The sequence below is a fragment of the Vibrio sp. 1F263 genome (assembly GCF_041439035.1).
GTDB classification, from domain to species: domain Bacteria; phylum Pseudomonadota; class Gammaproteobacteria; order Enterobacterales; family Vibrionaceae; genus Vibrio; species Vibrio tasmaniensis_A.
The window spans coordinates 102,283-122,340 of the sequence record NZ_JBGONI010000008.1 but is presented as its reverse complement, the minus strand read 5'-3'; the positions used below and the strand labels follow the sequence as shown (position 1 = coordinate 122,340).

The window sequence follows — 20,058 nt, the reverse complement described above, 5'->3', positions numbered from 1 at the left end:
ATCTTATCCGCTGAACTGAATTCGGTGTAGTTGTGCATAAGCGCCATCAAGGGCGATGAGCTCGGCATGTGCACCTCTTTCTACAATATGCCCATCATCAACCACCAGAATCTCATCAGCTTGCTCGATAGTAGATAGTCGGTGTGCGATAACAAGTACTGTTTTGTCTTTCTGCAGCTCTTCTAACGCAGATTGAATCGCTCTTTCTGACTCGGTATCCAATGCAGATGTCGCCTCATCAAGGATCAGAACAGGTGCATCTCTCAATAGAGCACGTGCAATCGCGATACGCTGTCTTTGACCGCCAGACAGGCTCGCGCCATTTTCGCCAACAACCGTATCGATGCCATTTTCCATGCCTTCGATAAACTCGCTTGCATGCGCAAGTTTAGCCGCGTGTTCGATCTGTTCACGTGAATACTGTTCTTCAGCTGCGTAAGCGATGTTGTTCGCAACCGTATCGTTAAATAGGTGCACATTCTGGGAAACAAGAGCGAAGTGCTCACGTAGATTTCTTAATTCATAATCACGAATGTCGTGACCATCAAGCTCAATAGAGCCAGAGTCTACGTCATAAAAGCGAGTAAACAGGTTCGCAATGGTACTCTTACCCGAACCTGAACGGCCGACAAGTGCGACTGTCTTGCCTTTCGGTATATTAAAACTGACCTTATCAAGCGCTGCTTTCTCTGCTCCTTGGTAAGTAAATGTCACATCTTTTACTTCAACTTCACCCGCTACGGTTTCAGGCTTCAACGTACCTTTATTTTGTTCCGTATCTAGATCCATCAAACCAAATAGGGTCGTACTCGCTGCCATACCACGTTGGAATTCAGACGTTACGTTAGTCAGAGCTTTTAGTGGGCGTAGTAAACCAAACATCGCCGAGAACACAACAGTGAACGTACCAGGAGTAAGCTCTGCTTTAATTGAATCAACACTAGCAAGAAATAGAACAACTACGATTGCAAGTGATGCAATCATCTGAATAATTGGGTTAGCGGCCGCTTGAGCAGTGATTAGCTTCATGCTTTGTTGGCGCATTTGGTTACTAACTTGGTCAAAGCGGTGTTTTTCTAGATCTTGTCCGCCATACGTTAGAACGACTTTATGTCCTTTCAGCATTTGTTCTGCAGAAGAGGCGACGTGACCCATACTGGTTTGCATGTTCTTAGAGATCTTTCTGAATCGCTTCGATACGATACTGATTGCCCACGCGACAAGAGGGGCGACAGCGAACAACACCAAAGACAACTGCCAACTATTCCAGAACATCAGCGTCAACAGGCCAATAATACTTGCGCCTTCACGGACAATACTGACTAGTGCTTTACTGGTTGCCGCAGAGACTTGCTCTGAATCGTAAGTAATTCGAGATAGCAGCGCACCAGTCTGCTCTTTATCAAAAAAAGAAACTGGCATATGCATAAAATGGCTGAATATTTTACGTCGAATTTCCATGACCACATTGCCTGAAACCCAGCTCAAACAATAAGTTGAAACAAAGCCACTGATGCCACGAACGAACATCATGACAAAGATAATGAGAGGGAGCGTACGTAAAAAGTCAGATTCTGCATTACCAAAGCCTTCATCAAGTAACGGCTTTAGTAAGGAAATCATGTAGGTATCAGTGACAGCATTTATAATAAGCGCAATAACCGCAACACCAAGGCCGGCCTTATATAGTCGAATATAAGTCCAAAGTCTTTTAAATGTGACCCAGGTAGTTTCATCTGTTTGTGTTGACATAGAATCGCTTAATTTTCTCACAATAATCTTCCTATTCTACTCCCTTACGAAGCATCTGCCTATACCACTGTCTGCCTTGTTGTTCTCTAATCTCATGATATTGCCAACCTTCTTGACCAATACTGATGGTTATTTGGCCGCTTTCTCCAGTATCAAGCCAAGCACTCCCTGCGTCGTGATAACGTTCAATAACGGATTCACTCGGCATCCCCCATTGATTGCCTTTGGCCAAAGAAGCGATCGCTAACTGAGGTGAAACGGCCTCAATAAAACTGGCGATCGAAGACGTATTGCTACCATGATGAGGAACAAGCATTACGTCACTTCGAAGCCGTTCGCCTTCGCGTGCAAGTAACCACTCACTGACCAATTCAATATCACCAGTAAGTAACATCGAGAACTCTAGATCGGGGTCAAAAAGCCTGACCACGCACGAATGTGGGTTATACGCCCTCTTCACTTGTTTGGGAGGCCACAAGACCTCAAAAGCAACCCCTTGCCAAGTCCATACTTCTCCTAAAATACATGCTCGAATATTTGACGATTCTTGAATCGTAGATTGTCCTTGTTGACTGATATTCTGACTGGCTCTTACCCACTTAGGGTTGTAATTTTCAAGTAACGACGGATAGCCACCAGCGTGGTCAGAATCGAAATGACTCACTATTACACCCTCCAACTCATGAATTCCCCTCTGATTCAAAGTAGGAATAAGTAAGGATTCGACAATGGAACCTCCTGGCCATGCGTTACCAAGATCGTAAACAACAATCTGATTGTTCTTTTCTAAGAGCAAAGACAACCCGTGACCAACATCCAAGATATCGATAGTTAGTTTGTCTTGTTGAGGCTTGCCGAACTCCCACCACAGTACAAACACGGTAATAATCAATATAGATAGTGCTCGCTTGAAATATCGACTGACAAAACCGAAAAACAAGATGAGGAATACAGACAACTCAATCGTGTGATTATCCACTTGAAACCAAAATCGTTCAGAGAAAGGAAGACTAAATACGAGAGGCTCAAGCGATAAGTCGACCAACATCCATAATTGTTCAGACAAACCATTGTTGAATGTAGTTAAGCCAACGCCACCTGATACTGGCGCCAATATTAAGCTAAAGAACATTGCCAGGAACAATAGTGGAATAACCACCATCGACACCCAAGGTAAAAGGAGCAAGTTGTAGAAAACAGAGACTAAGCTGACCCCATTAAAGAACAGCATCGAAAAGGGAGCAATCAGGAATGTCAGCATTAACTGAATCTTGAAGAGCTGCAGTGCTCGGTCGATAAATGTTGAGTTTGAATCGGATGACTGACTATTTAACGCAATGTAAAGAACGGCACCTAACGCACCAAAAGACAACCAGAAGCTACTCGACAATGCTGAAAATGGCCAAGTTAGCAGAACCACGCACAGACTTAAGGCGACATACCGAAACAAACTGATATTTTGCCCACGCCACAAGAAATAGCTGGCGATAATACACATCACCAAAGCTCTCAAGGTGGGCAGCGTGAACCCAGCAAACCAACTGTAGAAATAGGCTAAGCCGACTCCGAATATTGTGGGCAACCAAAGAAGTGAAGATGATAGTAACCTGAATACCTTTCCTACTTGATAGCCGATACCAAAGGCAATCCCAATATGCAGCCCCGAAATAGCCATCAAGTGAATCAAACCACTGCTTTTAAGTAAGTCCCAACGCTGAGAGTGAATAAGGTCTCGATAACCAAAACTCAAAGCCATAATGAGGTCTTGATTTGCCAGTTGACTTAACCTTTCAAGACTGTTTTCAAACCAATAGGACCGTAAGTTGCTATTGGTATGAATGCGATACTTTGTATTAGATCTGTAAATTGCATTGGCAACCACACCTGCGCTAAACAGATACTTTTCTAAATCAAAGCCTGCTTCATTGAGTTTGCCCCATACAGGCTTTATATACACAGATAAATTGACATCATCTCCGAGTGTTAACTTAAAAGGAGTAAACAAACGTAATTTTATTAATTGAGGAAAGATTAATTTTTCGCCGCCAATTGATCTAGCTACTATTACGCTTTCAAAACCGTGGCTATTTTCACTAAAAAGGCTAACAACCGAAGCATTTATGGTAGTATTCTGCCCTGATTGAAATAAGCGACTCGTTTGTATTTCAATTACATTCCCTAGGCAGATAACTAGTATCAATGCTGTTGCTAGACCTCTTGCACTCCGGAAAACGCTATACTTTGTTGATGCTAGTAGTAACAACAGCATCAATGGTGCCCAAACCCAATGAGGCATCACAGGCCAGAAGCTGGCAGACACAACTGTCGCAGCAAATGAAATCAAGAACCAAGTGTTAAACAAGAGAGTAGCTTCCTCCTATGCCAAGAAAGTTTATCAAACGATTTATGCCTGACCATGAGCTAATCAAGCGTCAGAAAGCATTGAAAGTTTTTGGCAATGTTTTGTACAACCCCAACTTATGGTGCCTTAATCGTCGCTCTGCGGCTGGCGCATTCGCTGTTGGGTTATTCATGGCGTTTGTCCCTCTACCAAGCCAAATGATTATGTCTGCAGGCCTTGCTGTCGCATGTGGCGTTAACCTACCTTTGGCTGTCGCACTTGTTTGGATCAGTAACCCGGTCACTATGCCCGTTCTCTTCTACTTTGCTTATAAAGTTGGGGCGTTTGTTATGCATGTACCACCTCAAGCCTTCCATTTCGAATTGTCTTGGGACTTCATCTTGGCGCAAATGAATACGATCGGGCCTCCTTTCTTACTGGGTTGCCTGATTTGTGGCGTGGTTTCAGCAATGATTGGCTACTTTGGTATTCGTGGGTTATGGCGTTACTCAGTAGTAAGAAGTTGGAAGAAGCGTCAAGCAAGGTACTGACAACTTTTCCTTGTCGTTCAATCTATCTTTGTATGCGCTTCACTTAAACCGCACACAAGTTAAAGTCAGATGGACCACAGAACTCTGCAATATTGGGATGTAACCACAGTCGTAAAGAATGCAGATTGAATTCAAAAAAAAGGATCCCATCAGGGATCCTTTTTTGTGTATGCCATTTGTCTATCATGCTACATGACGTATTACTCAGCGCATTACTTCGAGCTAAGCACCGAGGCAGGGTTTAACTTGGCTGCTCGTGATGCTGGGTACCACGTAGCAAGTAAGCTCAGAACAATAGCAGTACCAGAAACTACAACAACATCCGTCATATCGAGTTGCGAAGGCAAGAAGTCGACAAAGTAGATATCACCGGACAAGAACTGGTGATCGACCAACTTTTCAAGCCCTTTGATAAGTGTCGTGAGATTAAGCGCGACTAACACACCTATTGCACTGCCCACCAAACTACCTAACACGCCTGAGAATACGCCCTGCCAAACGAAAATGCGTTTCACAAGGCCGTCCGATGCGCCCATGGTTCTTAAAATCGCGATCTCTGATGCTCTGTCTTTTACTGCCATCATTAGCGTCGAGACAATATTGAAACAAGCCACGCCAATAACCAGTACCATCACTAGGTACATGATGGTGCGAACCAACTGGATATCTCGATACAGGAAACCAAACTTCTGTTGCCAGCTTCGTAGATACACGTACACATCAAGCTGATTGCCAACTTCACGTACAATTGAGTTTGCATTCAGAACATCGGTCACTTTTAAAGAAACCCCTGTCACTGCCTCGCCTAAGTTAGCGTAAACTTGCGCATCGCCAATCGGGATTAGAGCCAAGCTGTGGTCTATTTGGCCATTAAGCGTCAACAAGCCAACGACTTTGACTCGAACACGTTTAGGTGCTTGAACTTTCACTGACCCATTCACCGTTGGGATCATCAGAGTTAAGTAATCACCCACTTTCGCGCCGAGTACATTAGCCACACCAGAGCCCAAGATAATCTGTTGTTGCCCTGCTTTAAAATCGCTCCAGGCTTGCTTATCGATAAAACTCGATAGGCTCGATACTTGTTGCTCAAGTTGTGGATCAACACCGCGAACTTCAATTGCTTTCAGCTCTTTGCCTTTTTCGGCAAGCGCGGTAATTTTCACATAAGGGGCTGCAGCAACGACTTTATCGTGCTTTACCGACTCCTCAATCACGTGCTCCCAGCGAGTTACTGGTTTATTCACGCCCTCAAACTCACCATGAGGAATGACAGAAAGCACTCGTGATTGAAGCTCTCGCTCAAAACCATTCATGGCCGACAAACCAATGATGATTACCGCGACACCAACAGCAATACCAATTGTCGAAGACAAGGAGATGAACGACACCATTTTGTCTCGTTGTTTCGCCCGGCTAAATCGGCCACCTATCAATAGAGATAAAGAAGAAAACACTTAGCTCTCCTCTTTTTCTACGTTGACCAGTAAGCCATCTTGCATGTGAAGTTGACGATCCATCTTACCGGCAAGTTCACCATCGTGAGTCACAACCAAAAAGGCAGTATCGTACTCACGGTTCAGTTCGCGCATTAAGTCGTAAATAGAAAGTGCTGTGTTGTGGTCTAGGTTACCAGTCGGCTCATCCGCCAACACTAGCGCAGGCTTGTTCACCAATGCACGAGCAATTGCCACTCGTTGCCTCTCACCACCTGAAAGTTCTGAAGGTCGGTGGTCAACACGATGACTTAGCCCCACTTTATCAAGTAGCAACTGTGCTTCTTGTTTAGCTTTCGCTGGCTTCTCTCCACCTATCAACAACGGCATTGCTACGTTTTCTAACGCTGAGAAATCAGAAAGAAGATGATGGAATTGATAAACAAAGCCAAGATGCTGGTTGCGAAGCTTAGCCTGCTTATTCGAACTCAAAGACGCTAAGTCTTGTCCGAGAAAGCTGACACTACCATCAGAAGCATCATCCAACGCCCCTAAAATATGCAATAGCGTACTTTTACCTGAACCGGAGGTACCAATGATTGCTACTAGCTCACCCTTTTCTATTTCGAAGCTGACGCCCTTGAGAACCTCAGTATCTAACGAGCCTTCACGGTACGTTTTACGGATATCATTACATTGAAGGAAATTACTCATAACGAAGGGCCTCAGCAGGTTTCACAGACGATGCACGATAAGAAGGGAAGACAGTGGCAATCAAGCTAAGTGCAATAGCCAGAACCACAACAACGGCGATTTGAATTGGGTTAATTAAAATTGGCAACTGTCCACCAAATGAAAACAGAGCAACACCCATCGCCTCTAAAATAGTATTGAGGTTCGAAGCTAAAATCACGCCCAGGATGCCACCAGATAATGCGCCGATCACACCACTACTTGCACCTTGAACCATAAAGATCCCCATGACTTGACCATCACGCATACCTTGGGTTTTTAAGATGGCGACTTCGGACTGTTTCTCCATCACCACCATAATAAGCGCAGAAATAATGTTAAACGCAGCAACACCAATGATCAGCCCAAGCATCAAACCCATCATGTTTTTTTCCATTCGAACGGCTTGGAATAGCTCGCCACGTTGGTCTCGCCAATCGCTCCACACCCAACCTTCCGGTAGCGGTTGGTTTGATAGTTCTGCCACTTCAAATGGGTCATCAAAAAACAGTCGCCAGCCTGAAATGGTGTCTGATTTATAGCGCATCAAACGCCCTGCGTCTTTGATGTCGGTAACCATCAATTGAGCATCGATATCCGAACCCGTGTTAAAAATGCCAGCTACGGTAAAATTTCGCTGGCTTGGAATACGTCCTAACGGCGTGTATTGGCTGGCACTGGTCACCATTAAGCGAACTTTGTCGCCCATAGACACTTTCAAGTTTCTTGCTAATGTATGACCAAGGAAAAGCTGATACTGACCAGCCTTGAGTGAAGACAGTCTGCCAGCAATTAAATGATTCTGAAGAGGGTCATCTGAATTTGGCTCAATACCAATTAACAAGCCCGCAGATAACTGAGCAGGACTTTGGATCACCGCTTCACTACGAACAATAGGTTCTACGTGGTCATTGAGCGACATTTGCTCCGCAAAGCTAGGTGCTTGAGCAGAAAGTGACGTTGTGCCTCCTTGCTCGTAAACGACGGCTTGAGGAAGGACACCAAGAATTCGGTCTTTTAACTGCGCTTCGAATCCATTCATTACCGATAAAACAGTAACCAGAGACAGCACACCAATGGTAATTCCGGCTGTCGACATATAAGAAACAAAACGGCTAAAGCGATCACCTGAACGGCCTTTCAAATAACGCAGGCCAACAAACAATGAAATAGGATGAAACATACTTTGAACCATCTAAAGGAGATGCGGGTTAATGTAACGGGTATTGCCGTTACTGTGTAGGGGTTAATTGAAAATATAGAGTGAATTAACTCAATTAGTTAGGCTTGAAAAACAGAACCTTGTCAAATAGCTAACTTTCAAACAACTATTTGAGACTTTCAATTAACTGACCTTGATTACTGCGGCCACATAGCGATAATCAATAGATCACTTCAAGGAACTAACGCATGACAGAACAAGAGTTTTTTACCGTTCACCACAGCCTTACCGCCAATATTGAGCCAATGGACAGTAACTTCGCTTTACCTTCTCAGATTCAGTTCGAATCAGAGATCCCTGCCCCTTTTGTAGTGGCAAGTGAATTTAGCCAATTGGATCTATTAGCTGACAGTGCTCGCAACGAACTGAAAAACAGCGACTTGAAGAATGTCATCAGTTTATTGGATGCACAGAACTCTAAATTAAACCTCTTGTTGAGCTTTATGTTATCGCAACAAGATGATGAACAATTTCGTACCCACACGTATTCATTTGGCGCGAGTCAGTTCTCGTGTTTTTCCAAAACAGATATCGAAGCGGGTCGCTTAGTTAAAGCCAAGCTCTTTATCGAGCACCCTGCCGCCGCTATCTATTGCTACGCGGAGGTCTTCGCTAGCGAACCTAAAGATTCAGGCTTCGAAATCAAATTCAAATATGCTCATCTTCGTGATACTGACCAAGACTTGTTGATCAAGGCTGCGCTCCATCAACAACAAAAGCTCTTACGTCAACGCTCTCTAGAACGAGATAACAAGTAAATAGACATGACAAAACAATCCATTTTCACACTACCTAAGCTCAAAGGTGCCGGTGACAAAAAGCACATCGGCAACCTAGTTGGTTCATCTCTCGCGCTTACTATCGCTAAACTAGCGGAGCAGCATAACAGCCATACTTTACTTGCAGTGCCAGATCCTCAGATCGCACTCAAGCTTCAATCTGAAATTGAACAGTTTACGGCACATGAAGTTGCGTTATTTCCTGACTGGGAAACGCTGCCATACGATAGCTTCTCGCCGCACCAAGAGATCATCTCCGATCGTATCGCACGCCTTTACGCACTGCCAACGCTAAAAGATGGCATCACGATCGTTCCGATCAGCACGTTATTGCAACGCCAGTCACCGCGCGACTTCTTACTACAACACACGTTAATGGTGAAAACAGGCGATCTCTATTCACTAGAGAAATTACGTCTGCAACTCGAAAAGTCGGGCTATCGCTATGTTGACCAAGTGTTTGGCCCAGGTGAATACGCAAGCCGTGGTTCCATTCTCGACCTGTTCCCAATGGGTAGCAAAGACCCATATCGTATCGACTTCTTCGATGACGAGATCGACACCATCCGTACTTTCGACCCTGAAAACCAGCGCTCTATCGAAGACATCTCTGAGATTCGACTGCTGCCTGCTCACGAATTCCCAACCTCGGAAACAGCAATTGAAGATTTCCGTATTCGTTGGCGCCAACAGTTTGATGCGCGCCGTGAACCAGAATCGGTTTATATGCAGGTTTCTAAAGGCACGTGGCCTGCTGGTATTGAGTATTGGCAACCGCTGTTCTTCGAGCACACCGAAACCTTGTTTGATTATGTTGCCGATGAAGCACAACTCCTGATTCTAGGTGATGTCGAGACTGCAGTAGATTCGTTCCTAACCGACGTTTCTCACCGATACGAGCAACGCGGTGTTGACCCGTTACGACCGCTGCTGACACCTGAGCAACTTTGGTTGAAGAAAGACGAGCTGTTCGCACACTTCAAACAGAAGCCACAGGTCAACCTAAGCTTAGACACGATTGAAGAAAAAGCTGGGCGTACAAACCTTCCGGTTATGCCTCTGCCTGATCTCAGCGTTCAACATCAGAATAAAGAACCGTTGTCTAACTTAAGAAAGTTCACTGAAGCCTTCGATGGCAAGGTTGTTTTTTCGGTTGAGTCTGAAGGCCGCCGTGAAGCTCTAAGTGAATTGCTTCGAGGCATCAAAGTTCGTCCAAGCGAAGTTGAAAACCTCGACGCGGCAATTAAAGGTAAAGATAAGTTCACCCTGATCCTAGGTTCTGCTGAGCATGGCTTTATCCACGAAGAGCAAAACATCGCCCTTATCTGTGAAAGTGATCTATTGGGTGATCGCGTTGTTCAGCGTCGAAAAAAAGATAAGAAAAGCGTAAACAGCGACACCGTAATCCGTCACTTAGCGGAACTTAAACCGGGCCAACCAGTTGTTCACATTGACCACGGTATTGGTCGCTACATAGGCCTGCAGACCCTAGAAGCGGGTGGTATGAAAACCGAATACGTAACACTTGAGTATCAAAACGATGCCAAGCTCTACGTACCAGTTGCATCTCTGAACTTAATTGGTCGCTACTCTGGTGGTGCTGAAGATTCTGCACCGCTACATAAACTTGGCGGTGAAGCATGGCAGAAAGCTCGTAAGCGCGCCGCAGAGAAAGTCCGTGACGTCGCAGCCGAACTGCTCGATGTTTACGCCAAGCGTGAGCTTAAGCCGGGTTACAAATTTGTGCTCGATCGTGGTCAGTACGCAACCTTCAAATCTGGCTTCCCGTTTGAAGAAACCGATGACCAAGCGATGGCAATTAATGCGGTAATGTCTGATATGTGCCAAGCAAAAGCCATGGACCGCTTGGTGTGTGGTGATGTTGGTTTTGGTAAAACAGAAGTCGCAATGCGTGCCGCGTTCGTGTGTACCGATAACAGTAAACAAGTGGCCGTGTTAGTTCCTACTACCCTGCTTGCTCAGCAACACTTTGAAAACTTCCGCGACCGTTTCGCCAACTTGCCGATTCGTGTTGAGGTTCTGTCTCGATTCAAATCAGCCAAAGAACAGAAATCGATCATGAAAGATGTCGCCGACGGTAAGGTCGATATCTTGGTGGGTACTCACAAGTTACTTTCAAGTGACCTTCAGTTTAAAGACCTTGGCCTGTTGGTTGTCGATGAAGAACACCGCTTTGGTGTGCGTCAGAAAGAAAAAGTGAAAGCAATGCGTGCGGATGTCGATATCCTAACGCTCACCGCGACGCCAATTCCACGTACATTGAACATGGCAATGAGCGGCATGCGTGACTTGTCAATCATCGCAACACCACCAGCACGACGCTTAGCAATAAAGACCTTTGTCCGTGAGAGTGATGACGCGATCGTCAGAGAAGCGGTACTTCGTGAAATCATGCGTGGTGGTCAAGTTTACTTCTTACACAACCAAGTCGACACGATTGAAAAGACGGCTGAGTCACTACAGAAACTGATTCCAGAAGCGCGTGTCACCGTGGCTCATGGCCAGATGCGAGAGCGCGAACTAGAACGAATCATGAATGATTTCTACCACCAGCGTTTTAACTTGCTAGTGTGTACAACCATCATCGAAACCGGTATCGACGTACCAACAGCTAATACCATCTTAATGGACAGAGCCGATAACCTTGGTTTAGCACAGTTGCACCAATTGCGTGGGCGTGTGGGTCGATCTCACCACCAAGCCTATGCCTATCTGCTAACACCTCCCCCGAAAGCAATGACCAAAGATGCGGTTAAGCGATTAGATGCCATAGCTTCACTTGAAGACTTAGGTGCAGGCTTTACACTAGCAACCCATGACTTAGAGATTCGTGGCGCGGGTGAGCTGTTAGGTGATGAACAGAGTGGTCAAATTCAATCGGTTGGTTTCACCTTGTACATGGAGATGCTTGAACAAGCAGTTGAAGCATTGAAAGAGGGGCGAGAGCCATCGCTTGATGACCTACTGCGTGAACAAACTGAAATTGAGATGCGCCTGCCTGCGCTATTGCCTGATGACTACATCCCAGACATCAATACACGTTTGTCTACTTATAAGCGTATTGCGAGTGTGAGTGACACCGACGAATTGGCAGAGTTGAAAGTCGAGCTGATTGATCGCTTCGGCCTTCTGCCGGATGCTACCAAGAACTTGTTGTCAGTTTCAGAGCTAAAATTAGCCGCGGCGTCTATCAAAGCGAAGAAAATTGAGGCTCATGATAAAGGTGGATTCTTAGAATTCTACCCGGATGCTGACATAAACCCGACCTACCTTGTTAAACTGTTGCAATCTCAACCGCAAAAGTTTTCAATGGAAGGACCAACAAAGTTCAAGTTTACGATACCATTGGTCGACAGACGGAAACGAATTCAATTTGTTAGTGATTTATTGGGTGAATTCAGACAGAACTTGCTGCCTTCGGCATAAGACCCAATCCACTTGCACATATAAATTATCCAGCCGGTAGTTCGGCTGGAAGACGGAGTAAAAATGAAAAGACTGATCCCACTGCTACTATTGTTCGTCTCACTGCCAAGTTTGGCGCAGAGACAATTTGATATAGAAGTGATCATTTTTAAGCGTGCTGTTGATGCAGAAAAAGTGAATGAATCTTGGCCAAACACACAGCCTCAGATTTCACTTGAGCGCGTAGGTTCATTTCAAGATACCCAATACCGAGCGAAGAAAGGCGTGCAGATGCTGCCTTACTCGGAATACAAGTTAACACCTCAGAAAGATAAGCTACGCAAACACGCAGGCTTTGAAGTTCTGATGCATACCGCTTGGCGTCAAGGCGACCAAGGCAAAAGCTCGGCACCGGTTTTCCATATTCAAGCCGGTAAAGACTTCTCTAAACAGTTTAATGCCGACGGTTCTGAGAAAGGTGCAGTAACTGCATCAAATCCGAATGGTTTTCAAGAAGAGACTATCGACAAGCCGCTTTACGAGTTAGACGGCAAGCTGCAAATCTACGTTCAGCACTATCTATATGCTGAAACGACATTGGATTTAAAAGCGCCGAGCGTTCGTGAAGTGACTCTACAAGAGCAACAAATCGAGCTAGATTCACCTGTAAGTGGTGCAGAAAGTAACGTGCAAGTGGGTAATCTAACGGAGATTTCTCCGACGGTTGAAGTCCAAGAGTTTCTTAAGAGCTACCGCATGGACCAAAAACGTCGTATGCGCAGTACAGAAACTCACTACCTTGACCACCCACTTCTTGGAATGGTTATTCAAGTTCGACGCGTGGCGCAGTAAGTTACTTGCCGATTCGGCTATAATTATATAAATAATTCAATCCGCCCTCCTAGTGAGGGCGTTTTATTAAGTGCTATCTATCTTTATTCTGCACTGAATCCTTTGTTCAGTACTTACATGTAATTCGGTATTTCTTATGAGCCCTGACTTTCAGATAAATACTCAACACCTCAACCTAAAAATCATTGAAGCCTCAGACGCTCAAGAGTTTTCGCAGCTGGTTAAATCCTCCCCGAGTTTATTGCCATGGCTCGACTGGTGCCACGACGAGTTTTCGACCGTCGAGGCCGAGAGATTCATTCTTGCGACTCGCTTAAACTGGGTTAAAGCCGATGCGTTTGGCTTTGGTATCTTCGAACGAAAAAGCGAAAAGTTAGTCGGCATGGTGGCCATAAATGAGCTTTACCACACCTTTAACATGGCAAGTTTAGGTTATTGGGTAGGTGATGAATTTCAAAGAAAAGGGATAGCCAAGGAAGCGATGATTGCCTTATTTGAATTTTGCTTCGCAATGCTCAAGTTGACGCGTTTGGAGATTGTCTGCGATACAGAGAACCTACCCAGCCAAAAGCTGATCGAGAAATGTGGCGCTGAACGTGAAGCCATTGCAAAGAATCGCTTTATCTTTAACGGTAAACCGAAAGATGGCGTGGTTTATTCTGTGTTACCTCCATTATCTTAATCGCTTAATAGAGTAACAATCCGAAATAACACGTACTCGACACGATCGAAAAAGAGCTCCGAAGAGCTCTTTTTTATTATCAGCGTAATGACCTTAGAAGGCTTACCTGATTAGTGAAGCTTTAGGTTTGGACGAAGGACACGGTTAATACGACCCACCAACATCATCAGCGATGTTTTGATTAAGCCGTGAAGTGCCATCTGGTGCATTCGGTACAAAGAGATGTAAACCACACGAGCAATACGTCCCTCAACCATCATCGAACCTTTAGTCAGGTTACCCATCAAGCTACCTACTGTAGAGAAACGGCTTAGTGAAACCAGTGAGCCTTTATCTTTGTAGATGTAGTCTTTCAGGTCACGGCCGTTCAGCTTAGCGATGATGTTGCTAAATGCGCAGCTTGCCATTTGGTGAGCCGCTTGCGCACGTGGTGGAACAAACGAACCATCCGCTTGTGTACATTGCGCCAAATCACCGATAGCAAAGATGTTGTCATCAAGCGTAGTTTGCAGCGTGTTTTTGACAACCAACTGGTTGATACGGTTCGTCTCAAGACCACCGATGTCTTTCATGAAATCTGGCGCTTTAATACCAGCAGCCCATACCATGATCTGTGCTGGGATCTTCTCACCATCTTTGGTCGTTAGACCGTCAGCGTCAGCTTGTGTAACCATTGTCGTTGTACGCACGTTGACGCCAAGCTTAGTTAGCTCAGAATGTGCTGCGCTGGAAATACGAGGAGGTAGAGCTGGAAGAATACGCTCACCCGCTTCAACAAGGTTAACGTTCAGCTTGCTTGAATCTAGGTCGCCAAAACCGTATGTACGAAGCTCTTTCACAGCGTTGTGAAGCTCAGCAGACAGTTCAACACCAGTAGCACCCGCACCAACAATCGCAATGTCTACCGTACCTTGACCATTCTTAGCGTGCAGCTTTAAGAACTGGTTGTTCATTTCTGTACGGAAACGGTGTGCTTGCTCTGGGCTATCAAGGAAAATACAGTTGTCACGAACACCTGGGGTATTGAAGTCGTTTGACGTTGAACCTAACGCCATCACAAGAATGTCGTATTCAAGTTCGCGGCTTGGCATCAGTAACTCACCGTGCTCATCAGTCAACTCGCTCAACGCAATCACTTTACGTTCACGATCGATATCGTTCAGGCTGCCCATTTGGAAATCAAAGCAATGGTTTTTCGCGTGTGCGCGGTAGCTTAGCGCGTCAACACCTTCATCCAATGAGCCAGTGGCTACTTCATGAAGCAATGGTTTCCATAGGTGGCTTGCTTTACGGTCTACCAGAGTAATCTGGGCACGTTTCTTACGACCTAAAGTGCGGCCTAGCTTAGTTGCTAGTTCTAAACCACCAGCACCGCCGCCTACTACGATAATTTTTGTCACAATGACAATCCTCTACAAAATGAATAAATGGGGTTCGGCTCGATTACTCCAACCGATAAATTCTATGTATCTACTCGGCCTCAATTCCAAAGGCTGCGGCTCATTTGATGACTGTGATAATAAGTAACAACAGCTCACTGAGTAGTTAGAGGGATTACAAGCAACAAACATTGGTTTGTCACTTTGCTCACGAGGATGAAAAAGGTGTCTACCTGAGAGGCAGAGCACAAATTATGGGCAAGTTTTATCACTCGCTCTCAATTTTTTTTGACATTTATCAAAATATTTTGCTTTAGAACATTATATATAGCAAAAAGATGACCGCAACAAAAATCCTTACCCACAATGAGGATTCGTGACTGATTAGTTAACGTTTGCGCAAACTCATCGATAAAATCTATATGACTAGGGCACATTGACCTTTTCACGGTCAAATTTCGTTCGATATAAAAGCGTTTTAATCGCGGCAAGGGGGAAGTAGCCTGGTCATTCTAAGCAAATCTCCCTCAACAAAGAGTAAAACGCTTTTTGCGGGGTGCCCAGCTCGAACCCTTCGGGCATCGCTTGCTAATTTGGATAAAAAAAACAGCACTCAATTGAGTGCTGTTTTATAAAATGACGGTAATCCTTAAGCGTTTTTAAACGCCTTCATTGCCTGTAAGTGTTGAGAGATCTTTTTGAACTTATGACTCTCTTTTTCGTCCCAGACAACTTCGTAGTAATCTTCTAGAGCAGAAGCTGTTTTCGTATTGTCGTGAATTTCATCTTCACGAGAAAGCACCACTAAACAGCGTCCTTTGTTCTTCATACGATACTGAGCGACACACTTAGTCGCGATGTCTTCGTACTCTTCTGGGCGATCAATTCGGCCTACCATGTTGTTCTCAGGGTGCAGATTAGGGTTGAACACCACCTGCTTAATCCCACATAAGAAACCAATACGCTCAGACCAAAAACCACCCAAACCTACACCACAAATGATTGGATGTGGATCATCGGATTGCTCTATCACTTTATGCACTTCTTTTAGCAAATGCTGCATATCGTGTTTTGGATGCAAAGTACTGTAGTTGATGAAACGAACGTCATCATCAATGAATTGCAACTGCAGTATTTTTTCGTGATTGCCCGGGCTTGTTGAGTCGAAGCCGTGTAGATAGATAATCATTGTACCTCCCCCATTGAATATTGGTACGTTTTGATCAATCTAACACGAAAAACAAGGTTTTAAAGGGAAGACCTCTGAAATTATATTTTTCACTTCCTAAACGTGATCATAGCTACATAAAGTGTGACTAAGAGCCTCTGCTTCACGCAGATAACTGTCATCGCCCCATAGCTGATGAGCAAGTAAGTACCACAGCATTGCCATCATTTGGCTTCTTGGTAACCAGGCTTCTACTCCGTCAAGCCAAGATTGGGGATCATGGATACCTCTTAGCTGACAGTACTTATTAACAGCTTCTGTAACTGGTAATCGGGCAACAGCAATAGTCAGCGTAAGATCAAGCCTTGGGTCTGCTAGCGCTGCGTATTCCCAGTCAATGATCTTAATCCCATCTTGATTCTTCACAAGGTTATAGCCACCAAGATCAAAATGACACAAAGACAGGCCTACACTTGGGATACTTGGAGCCACGCGCCACTCTTGATAAATCTTAGTGCAGGTTTCAGTCTTATGAACCGCATCAAGCTGAAGCCAGTAATGGTCAACTCGAGCCGTATAACTGAACGGTTGGAGCGGCAGTCGCGCAGTATTAACCAAATGCACCGAGATCAGCGTCTTCAGTAAATCATCCGGCTCGAGTCCTTCGTACAACGTCTCACCCGCGATCCATTCAACCAATAAGCCTTGCTCATTGACCACTATCGGACTTGGGCCGATATCTAGGCGCTCAATAGCAGACAGTACTTGATACTCTTCATGGCGAGAGATGAAGAACGCTTTGGTGATGAGGGTAATTGGACGCCAAACATACGCGGTGCCATCGGCTAAAACCAATTTCCAACATCGATTAGTCAACCCACCTGTCAGTGTCTGTGCTCTGATTGGAGGCTCAGAAAAGTAGCCATCAAGAGAACTCAAACTGGTATCAAGAAGCTTTGCTTCAGACCAAGAAAAAATCGCCATATTTACTCCCTATAAACGTCTTAACTGCCCTATAAACGTCTTAATTTCCCTACAAAAAAGGCACTGACCAAAAGCCAGTGCCTCTTCATTAATACCAATCACAGCAAATAACATGTACTGCGTTGAGGCATGACTAAGCCAAGTAAACTTAATTAAAAGCCCAGCAAGCTCTTAGATTGTTGCTTACGGATTTCAGTCTCGTCAGCCCATTCAATCAAGCCAGACTCAAGATCCATTAGGCGCATGGTCATTTTGTAGTATACGTCTTCGTCGCTGCCCGCTTTCTTAACGATGCTTGATAGGTTGCCGTACAACATGTACTGAGCACCAACCATTTTACCAAATTGGATTGCTGAGCTTTGATTTACAAGCTCATCGTTATTTTGGAAATTCAATTGTTCACGAACAGACTCTACACGGTCCATATCAACGAAACGGAACTTACCAGAGTTCAGCATTTTAGTACTGATGGTATCAGTGATTGACTCAGTATCGATGTGCTCACTTGTTTTGTTCTTGATTCGCTCTACGAACACGATTGGACGTTGCTCACGAGTAATATAAGACACAGAACCAGACGCCATCATGCTATCGACCATTTCGCCCGCAATCGTTTGAAGGTCAGTTGAACCGAAATCGATTGTCGTGGTTTCTACTGATTGTGCATCACCGTAGCTTACCTTGTTTGAACAACCGCCTAAAATAACCGCTAAACCTAGTAGCGCAATGACACTCTTTTTCATTTTGTTTCCTTAACTAATCACTAAGTGGGGTTACCCACTCTCTTAAATTTTTGTATTTTCGAATCCTTAGACCCGTTCTATCTCGTCTTTGCTATAAAGCTTGGAACCACTCTAAATATGAGCGGTTCCAAACGAAAGTTTACTGCTCTCTGAACTGAACTCTGAACTGAGTCGCTTTCGGATTTACCGACACTTCCGACAACGAAATACTTTCAAAGCCACGAACAATCGCTTGCTTCCAAGGGCCTTGCTTTAGGTTGACCTCAAGACCAGCATCGTCGTACCAGTAAAAGCGATAAAGGATATGTTGATCGCCTTTATAGTTACTGTTTAAACGCACGATTCCTCGCGTATGACCGTCGACGAGGTCAGTTCGGATATCTTCAACCTGTAAGCGGCTACCCAATACCTTATCACCAAAGAAAACGTTCTGAGTTTGACTATCTACCCTTACGCCAGCTGTATTATCAGCACAACCAGCCAGAGCCATAACCGCTGCTAAGCTCACTAACCACTTTTTCATTACAGCCTCCCTAGCTGTTTATGCCACATTGTTGCATTGTTTCCTTGTCGAGAAATCCACACCAAAGTGGTCTGCCCTTCTCGAATATCAAAGTCATACGTTTTAGTGCCCGCTTCTAACGTATATTGACCACTGTTTGCTACAAACGTGCTGGTCTTTATTTCCGCAGGTAAAGATTGCCAGCTTCGAGTGTCTGGTTGTTCCGTGAATGCATTCCAGACATTGAACAAAATGTTACCGACATCGTTACCTTGAGTTGCTTCTTTACGGATGCGGTCTTTCGCGACCACACGTAACGCTTGGCGAATAACAATGCTCGTCATACGTTCAGATAAATCATTCTGCGCCATCGCATTCACATCCGTAATCAAATGCTCAGACAACGGTTGCCCGCTGATTCGTAGCGCAGAAAAACGTTCTACGTTTTGGCGCGGGTAATATGGCAGCGCCAGAGAGTATATTGCGCCCTGATCGCGACTGTCATAAATAGGTAAATCTAATCGCCAACTGTCCATCGCTTGAACTGCACTTTGTTCTTGAAGCACAATTACTCGCCCTTCGCTTGCCCCTAACTTAGATGACTGTTTGTAGCGCTTTTTCAGTGTTGCTAAATCTTGTCGCATGCCTAAGCGAGCAGCTGTTGCCATGGTTCTATCGATGATTTCTTGGTTCTCAGGCATGATGGCCAAAGCACGTCGATAGTCCACATAAGCGCTGTTCAGATCGTTAGATGCTTCGTAAAGCAGGCCAGACAAAAACATCAAATACGCATTTTGCACAGATTGCAGCTTTTTACCCGCATCAGGATAATTCGCAAGAATACTACCCACGTTGGCAGACAATCCTTGAGATTTTGCGTCGCTAGCAGCACTTTCTAACTCAGCTTCACGTTGTTTCTTGGCTTGTTCCTGAACTTGGTTAGCGCGACGCATTTCGATCACCGCACCTTCTAAGTCATTTTTCTTTAAATAATTCAAACCAAGATATAAATGCAGAAAGCCCAACTCATAATCGGCTGGCACATACTCGGTAATATTGTCATTCACAGCCAACGCGCCGACACTGGTTGCACTGTCTGATACAGAGATCACCGCTTTACTTTGCTGATCTTTTACTGCCTGATCGGCCAGTTCGAGCGACGACTTACTCTCAGGATATTTTTGATCAAGTAGATTAATTCTACCTTTTTCAAAGTTATCAAGAATGTCACCTGCTACGTAATCTGGTAACTCTTGTTGAGCCGTTGAATAATCCCCAGACTTGACTGCTTGGTAAATTTCTTTGTTTTGCGCGCTGTAATGACTGAACAGGCTCCCTGCCGACATATTCGCACAACCCGCTGTCAACGCCGATAACAGGGCAATGGAAGCGAATCTAAACTGGTGCTTCACTTATCGTCTCCGTGCATGTTTAAAATGCCAACTTTGTTAAAAGGATCTTAAGCAAGTGGATACCTTGCTTTTTAGGCTCAACCTAATCGATGCCGAT

The 20,058-nt window shown here is 44.8% G+C and carries 16 protein-coding genes; 5 read left to right on the top strand and 11 right to left on the bottom strand.

The features are described 5' to 3' along the window. Positions 1–3 precede the first annotated feature (3 nt). The gene (gene msbA, locus ACED25_RS07950; protein WP_009847143.1) at positions 4–1,752 is read right to left on the bottom strand and encodes a lipid A ABC transporter ATP-binding protein/permease MsbA; all 1,749 of its coding nucleotides are present in this window, start codon (positions 1,750–1,752) and stop codon (positions 4–6) included. 31 nt (positions 1,753–1,783) lie between these two features. Beyond that, positions 1,784–3,916 (bottom strand): DNA internalization-related competence protein ComEC/Rec2, encoded by a 2,133-nt coding sequence (locus tag ACED25_RS07945; RefSeq protein WP_371695059.1) that lies wholly within the window; start codon positions 3,914–3,916, stop codon positions 1,784–1,786. A 215-nt stretch (positions 3,917–4,131) separates the two neighbouring features. Between ACED25_RS07945 and ACED25_RS07940 the strand changes: the two genes are divergently transcribed. Next, positions 4,132–4,644, top strand: coding sequence for a DUF2062 domain-containing protein (locus tag ACED25_RS07940; RefSeq protein ID WP_009847146.1), 513 nt, complete (start codon positions 4,132–4,134; stop codon positions 4,642–4,644). 212 nt (positions 4,645–4,856) lie between these two features. Here ACED25_RS07940 and lolE read toward each other — a convergent pair whose 3' ends face one another. Genes lolE through lolC form a run of 3 tightly spaced genes read right to left on the bottom strand, consistent with a single transcriptional unit; the run spans position 4,857 to position 7,995 of the window. Further along, entirely contained in the window at positions 4,857–6,101 is a 1,245-nt protein-coding gene (lolE, locus tag ACED25_RS07935; protein ID WP_122046376.1) for a lipoprotein-releasing ABC transporter permease subunit LolE, read from the bottom strand. Continuing rightward, the gene (gene lolD, locus ACED25_RS07930) at positions 6,102–6,794 is read right to left on the bottom strand and encodes a lipoprotein-releasing ABC transporter ATP-binding protein LolD (RefSeq protein WP_009847148.1); all 693 of its coding nucleotides are present in this window, start codon (positions 6,792–6,794) and stop codon (positions 6,102–6,104) included. Next, positions 6,787–7,995: a lipoprotein-releasing ABC transporter permease subunit LolC gene (gene lolC / locus ACED25_RS07925; RefSeq protein ID WP_269336029.1), complete on the bottom strand. Its 1,209-nt coding sequence runs from the start codon at positions 7,993–7,995 to the stop codon at positions 6,787–6,789. The genes lolD and lolC overlap by 8 nt, the downstream gene beginning before the upstream one ends. Before the next feature lie 227 nt (positions 7,996–8,222). Between lolC and ACED25_RS07920 the strand changes: the two genes are divergently transcribed. The 4 genes from ACED25_RS07920 to ACED25_RS07905 all read left to right on the top strand — a co-directional run bounded on the left by ACED25_RS07920 (position 8,223) and on the right by ACED25_RS07905 (position 13,773). Further along, positions 8,223–8,792, top strand: coding sequence for a hypothetical protein (locus tag ACED25_RS07920; RefSeq protein ID WP_009847150.1), 570 nt, complete (start codon positions 8,223–8,225; stop codon positions 8,790–8,792). A 6-nt stretch (positions 8,793–8,798) separates the two neighbouring features. Then, positions 8,799–12,260, top strand: a complete 3,462-nt coding sequence (mfd, locus tag ACED25_RS07915) for a transcription-repair coupling factor (RefSeq protein WP_371695038.1) — start codon at positions 8,799–8,801, stop codon at positions 12,258–12,260. 63 nt (positions 12,261–12,323) lie between these two features. Beyond that, the gene (locus ACED25_RS07910; protein WP_017096882.1) at positions 12,324–13,091 is read left to right on the top strand and encodes a peptidoglycan binding protein CsiV; all 768 of its coding nucleotides are present in this window, start codon (positions 12,324–12,326) and stop codon (positions 13,089–13,091) included. A gap of 136 nt (positions 13,092–13,227) precedes the next feature. Then, the gene (locus ACED25_RS07905) at positions 13,228–13,773 is read left to right on the top strand and encodes a GNAT family N-acetyltransferase (RefSeq protein WP_102250138.1); all 546 of its coding nucleotides are present in this window, start codon (positions 13,228–13,230) and stop codon (positions 13,771–13,773) included. 110 nt (positions 13,774–13,883) lie between these two features. Here ACED25_RS07905 and ACED25_RS07900 read toward each other — a convergent pair whose 3' ends face one another. The 6 genes from ACED25_RS07900 to ACED25_RS07875 form a co-directional block, all read right to left on the bottom strand. Beyond that, a complete protein-coding gene (locus ACED25_RS07900; RefSeq protein WP_017096883.1) occupies positions 13,884–15,173 on the bottom strand; it encodes an NAD(P)/FAD-dependent oxidoreductase in 1,290 nt (429 codons plus the stop codon). A 628-nt stretch (positions 15,174–15,801) separates the two neighbouring features. After that, complete coding sequence (gene ycfP, locus ACED25_RS07895; protein ID WP_012604408.1) at positions 15,802–16,341, bottom strand: alpha/beta hydrolase YcfP; 540 nt, start codon at positions 16,339–16,341, stop codon at positions 15,802–15,804. 96 nt (positions 16,342–16,437) lie between these two features. Further along, on the bottom strand, positions 16,438–17,304 hold the full coding sequence (locus tag ACED25_RS07890) for a phosphotransferase (RefSeq protein ID WP_371695037.1): 867 nt from the start codon (positions 17,302–17,304) through the stop codon (positions 16,438–16,440). A 152-nt stretch (positions 17,305–17,456) separates the two neighbouring features. Next, on the bottom strand, positions 17,457–18,047 hold the full coding sequence (gene lpoB, locus ACED25_RS07885; protein WP_009847157.1) for a penicillin-binding protein activator LpoB: 591 nt from the start codon (positions 18,045–18,047) through the stop codon (positions 17,457–17,459). Between the two features lie 139 nt (positions 18,048–18,186). Continuing rightward, positions 18,187–18,570 (bottom strand): YcfL family protein, encoded by a 384-nt coding sequence (locus ACED25_RS07880; RefSeq protein WP_009847158.1) that lies wholly within the window; start codon positions 18,568–18,570, stop codon positions 18,187–18,189. Continuing rightward, positions 18,570–19,961, bottom strand: coding sequence for a COG3014 family protein (locus ACED25_RS07875; protein ID WP_017104113.1), 1,392 nt, complete (start codon positions 19,959–19,961; stop codon positions 18,570–18,572). Before ACED25_RS07875 ends, ACED25_RS07880 begins: the two co-directional genes overlap by 1 nt. Positions 19,962–20,058 lie beyond the last annotated feature (97 nt).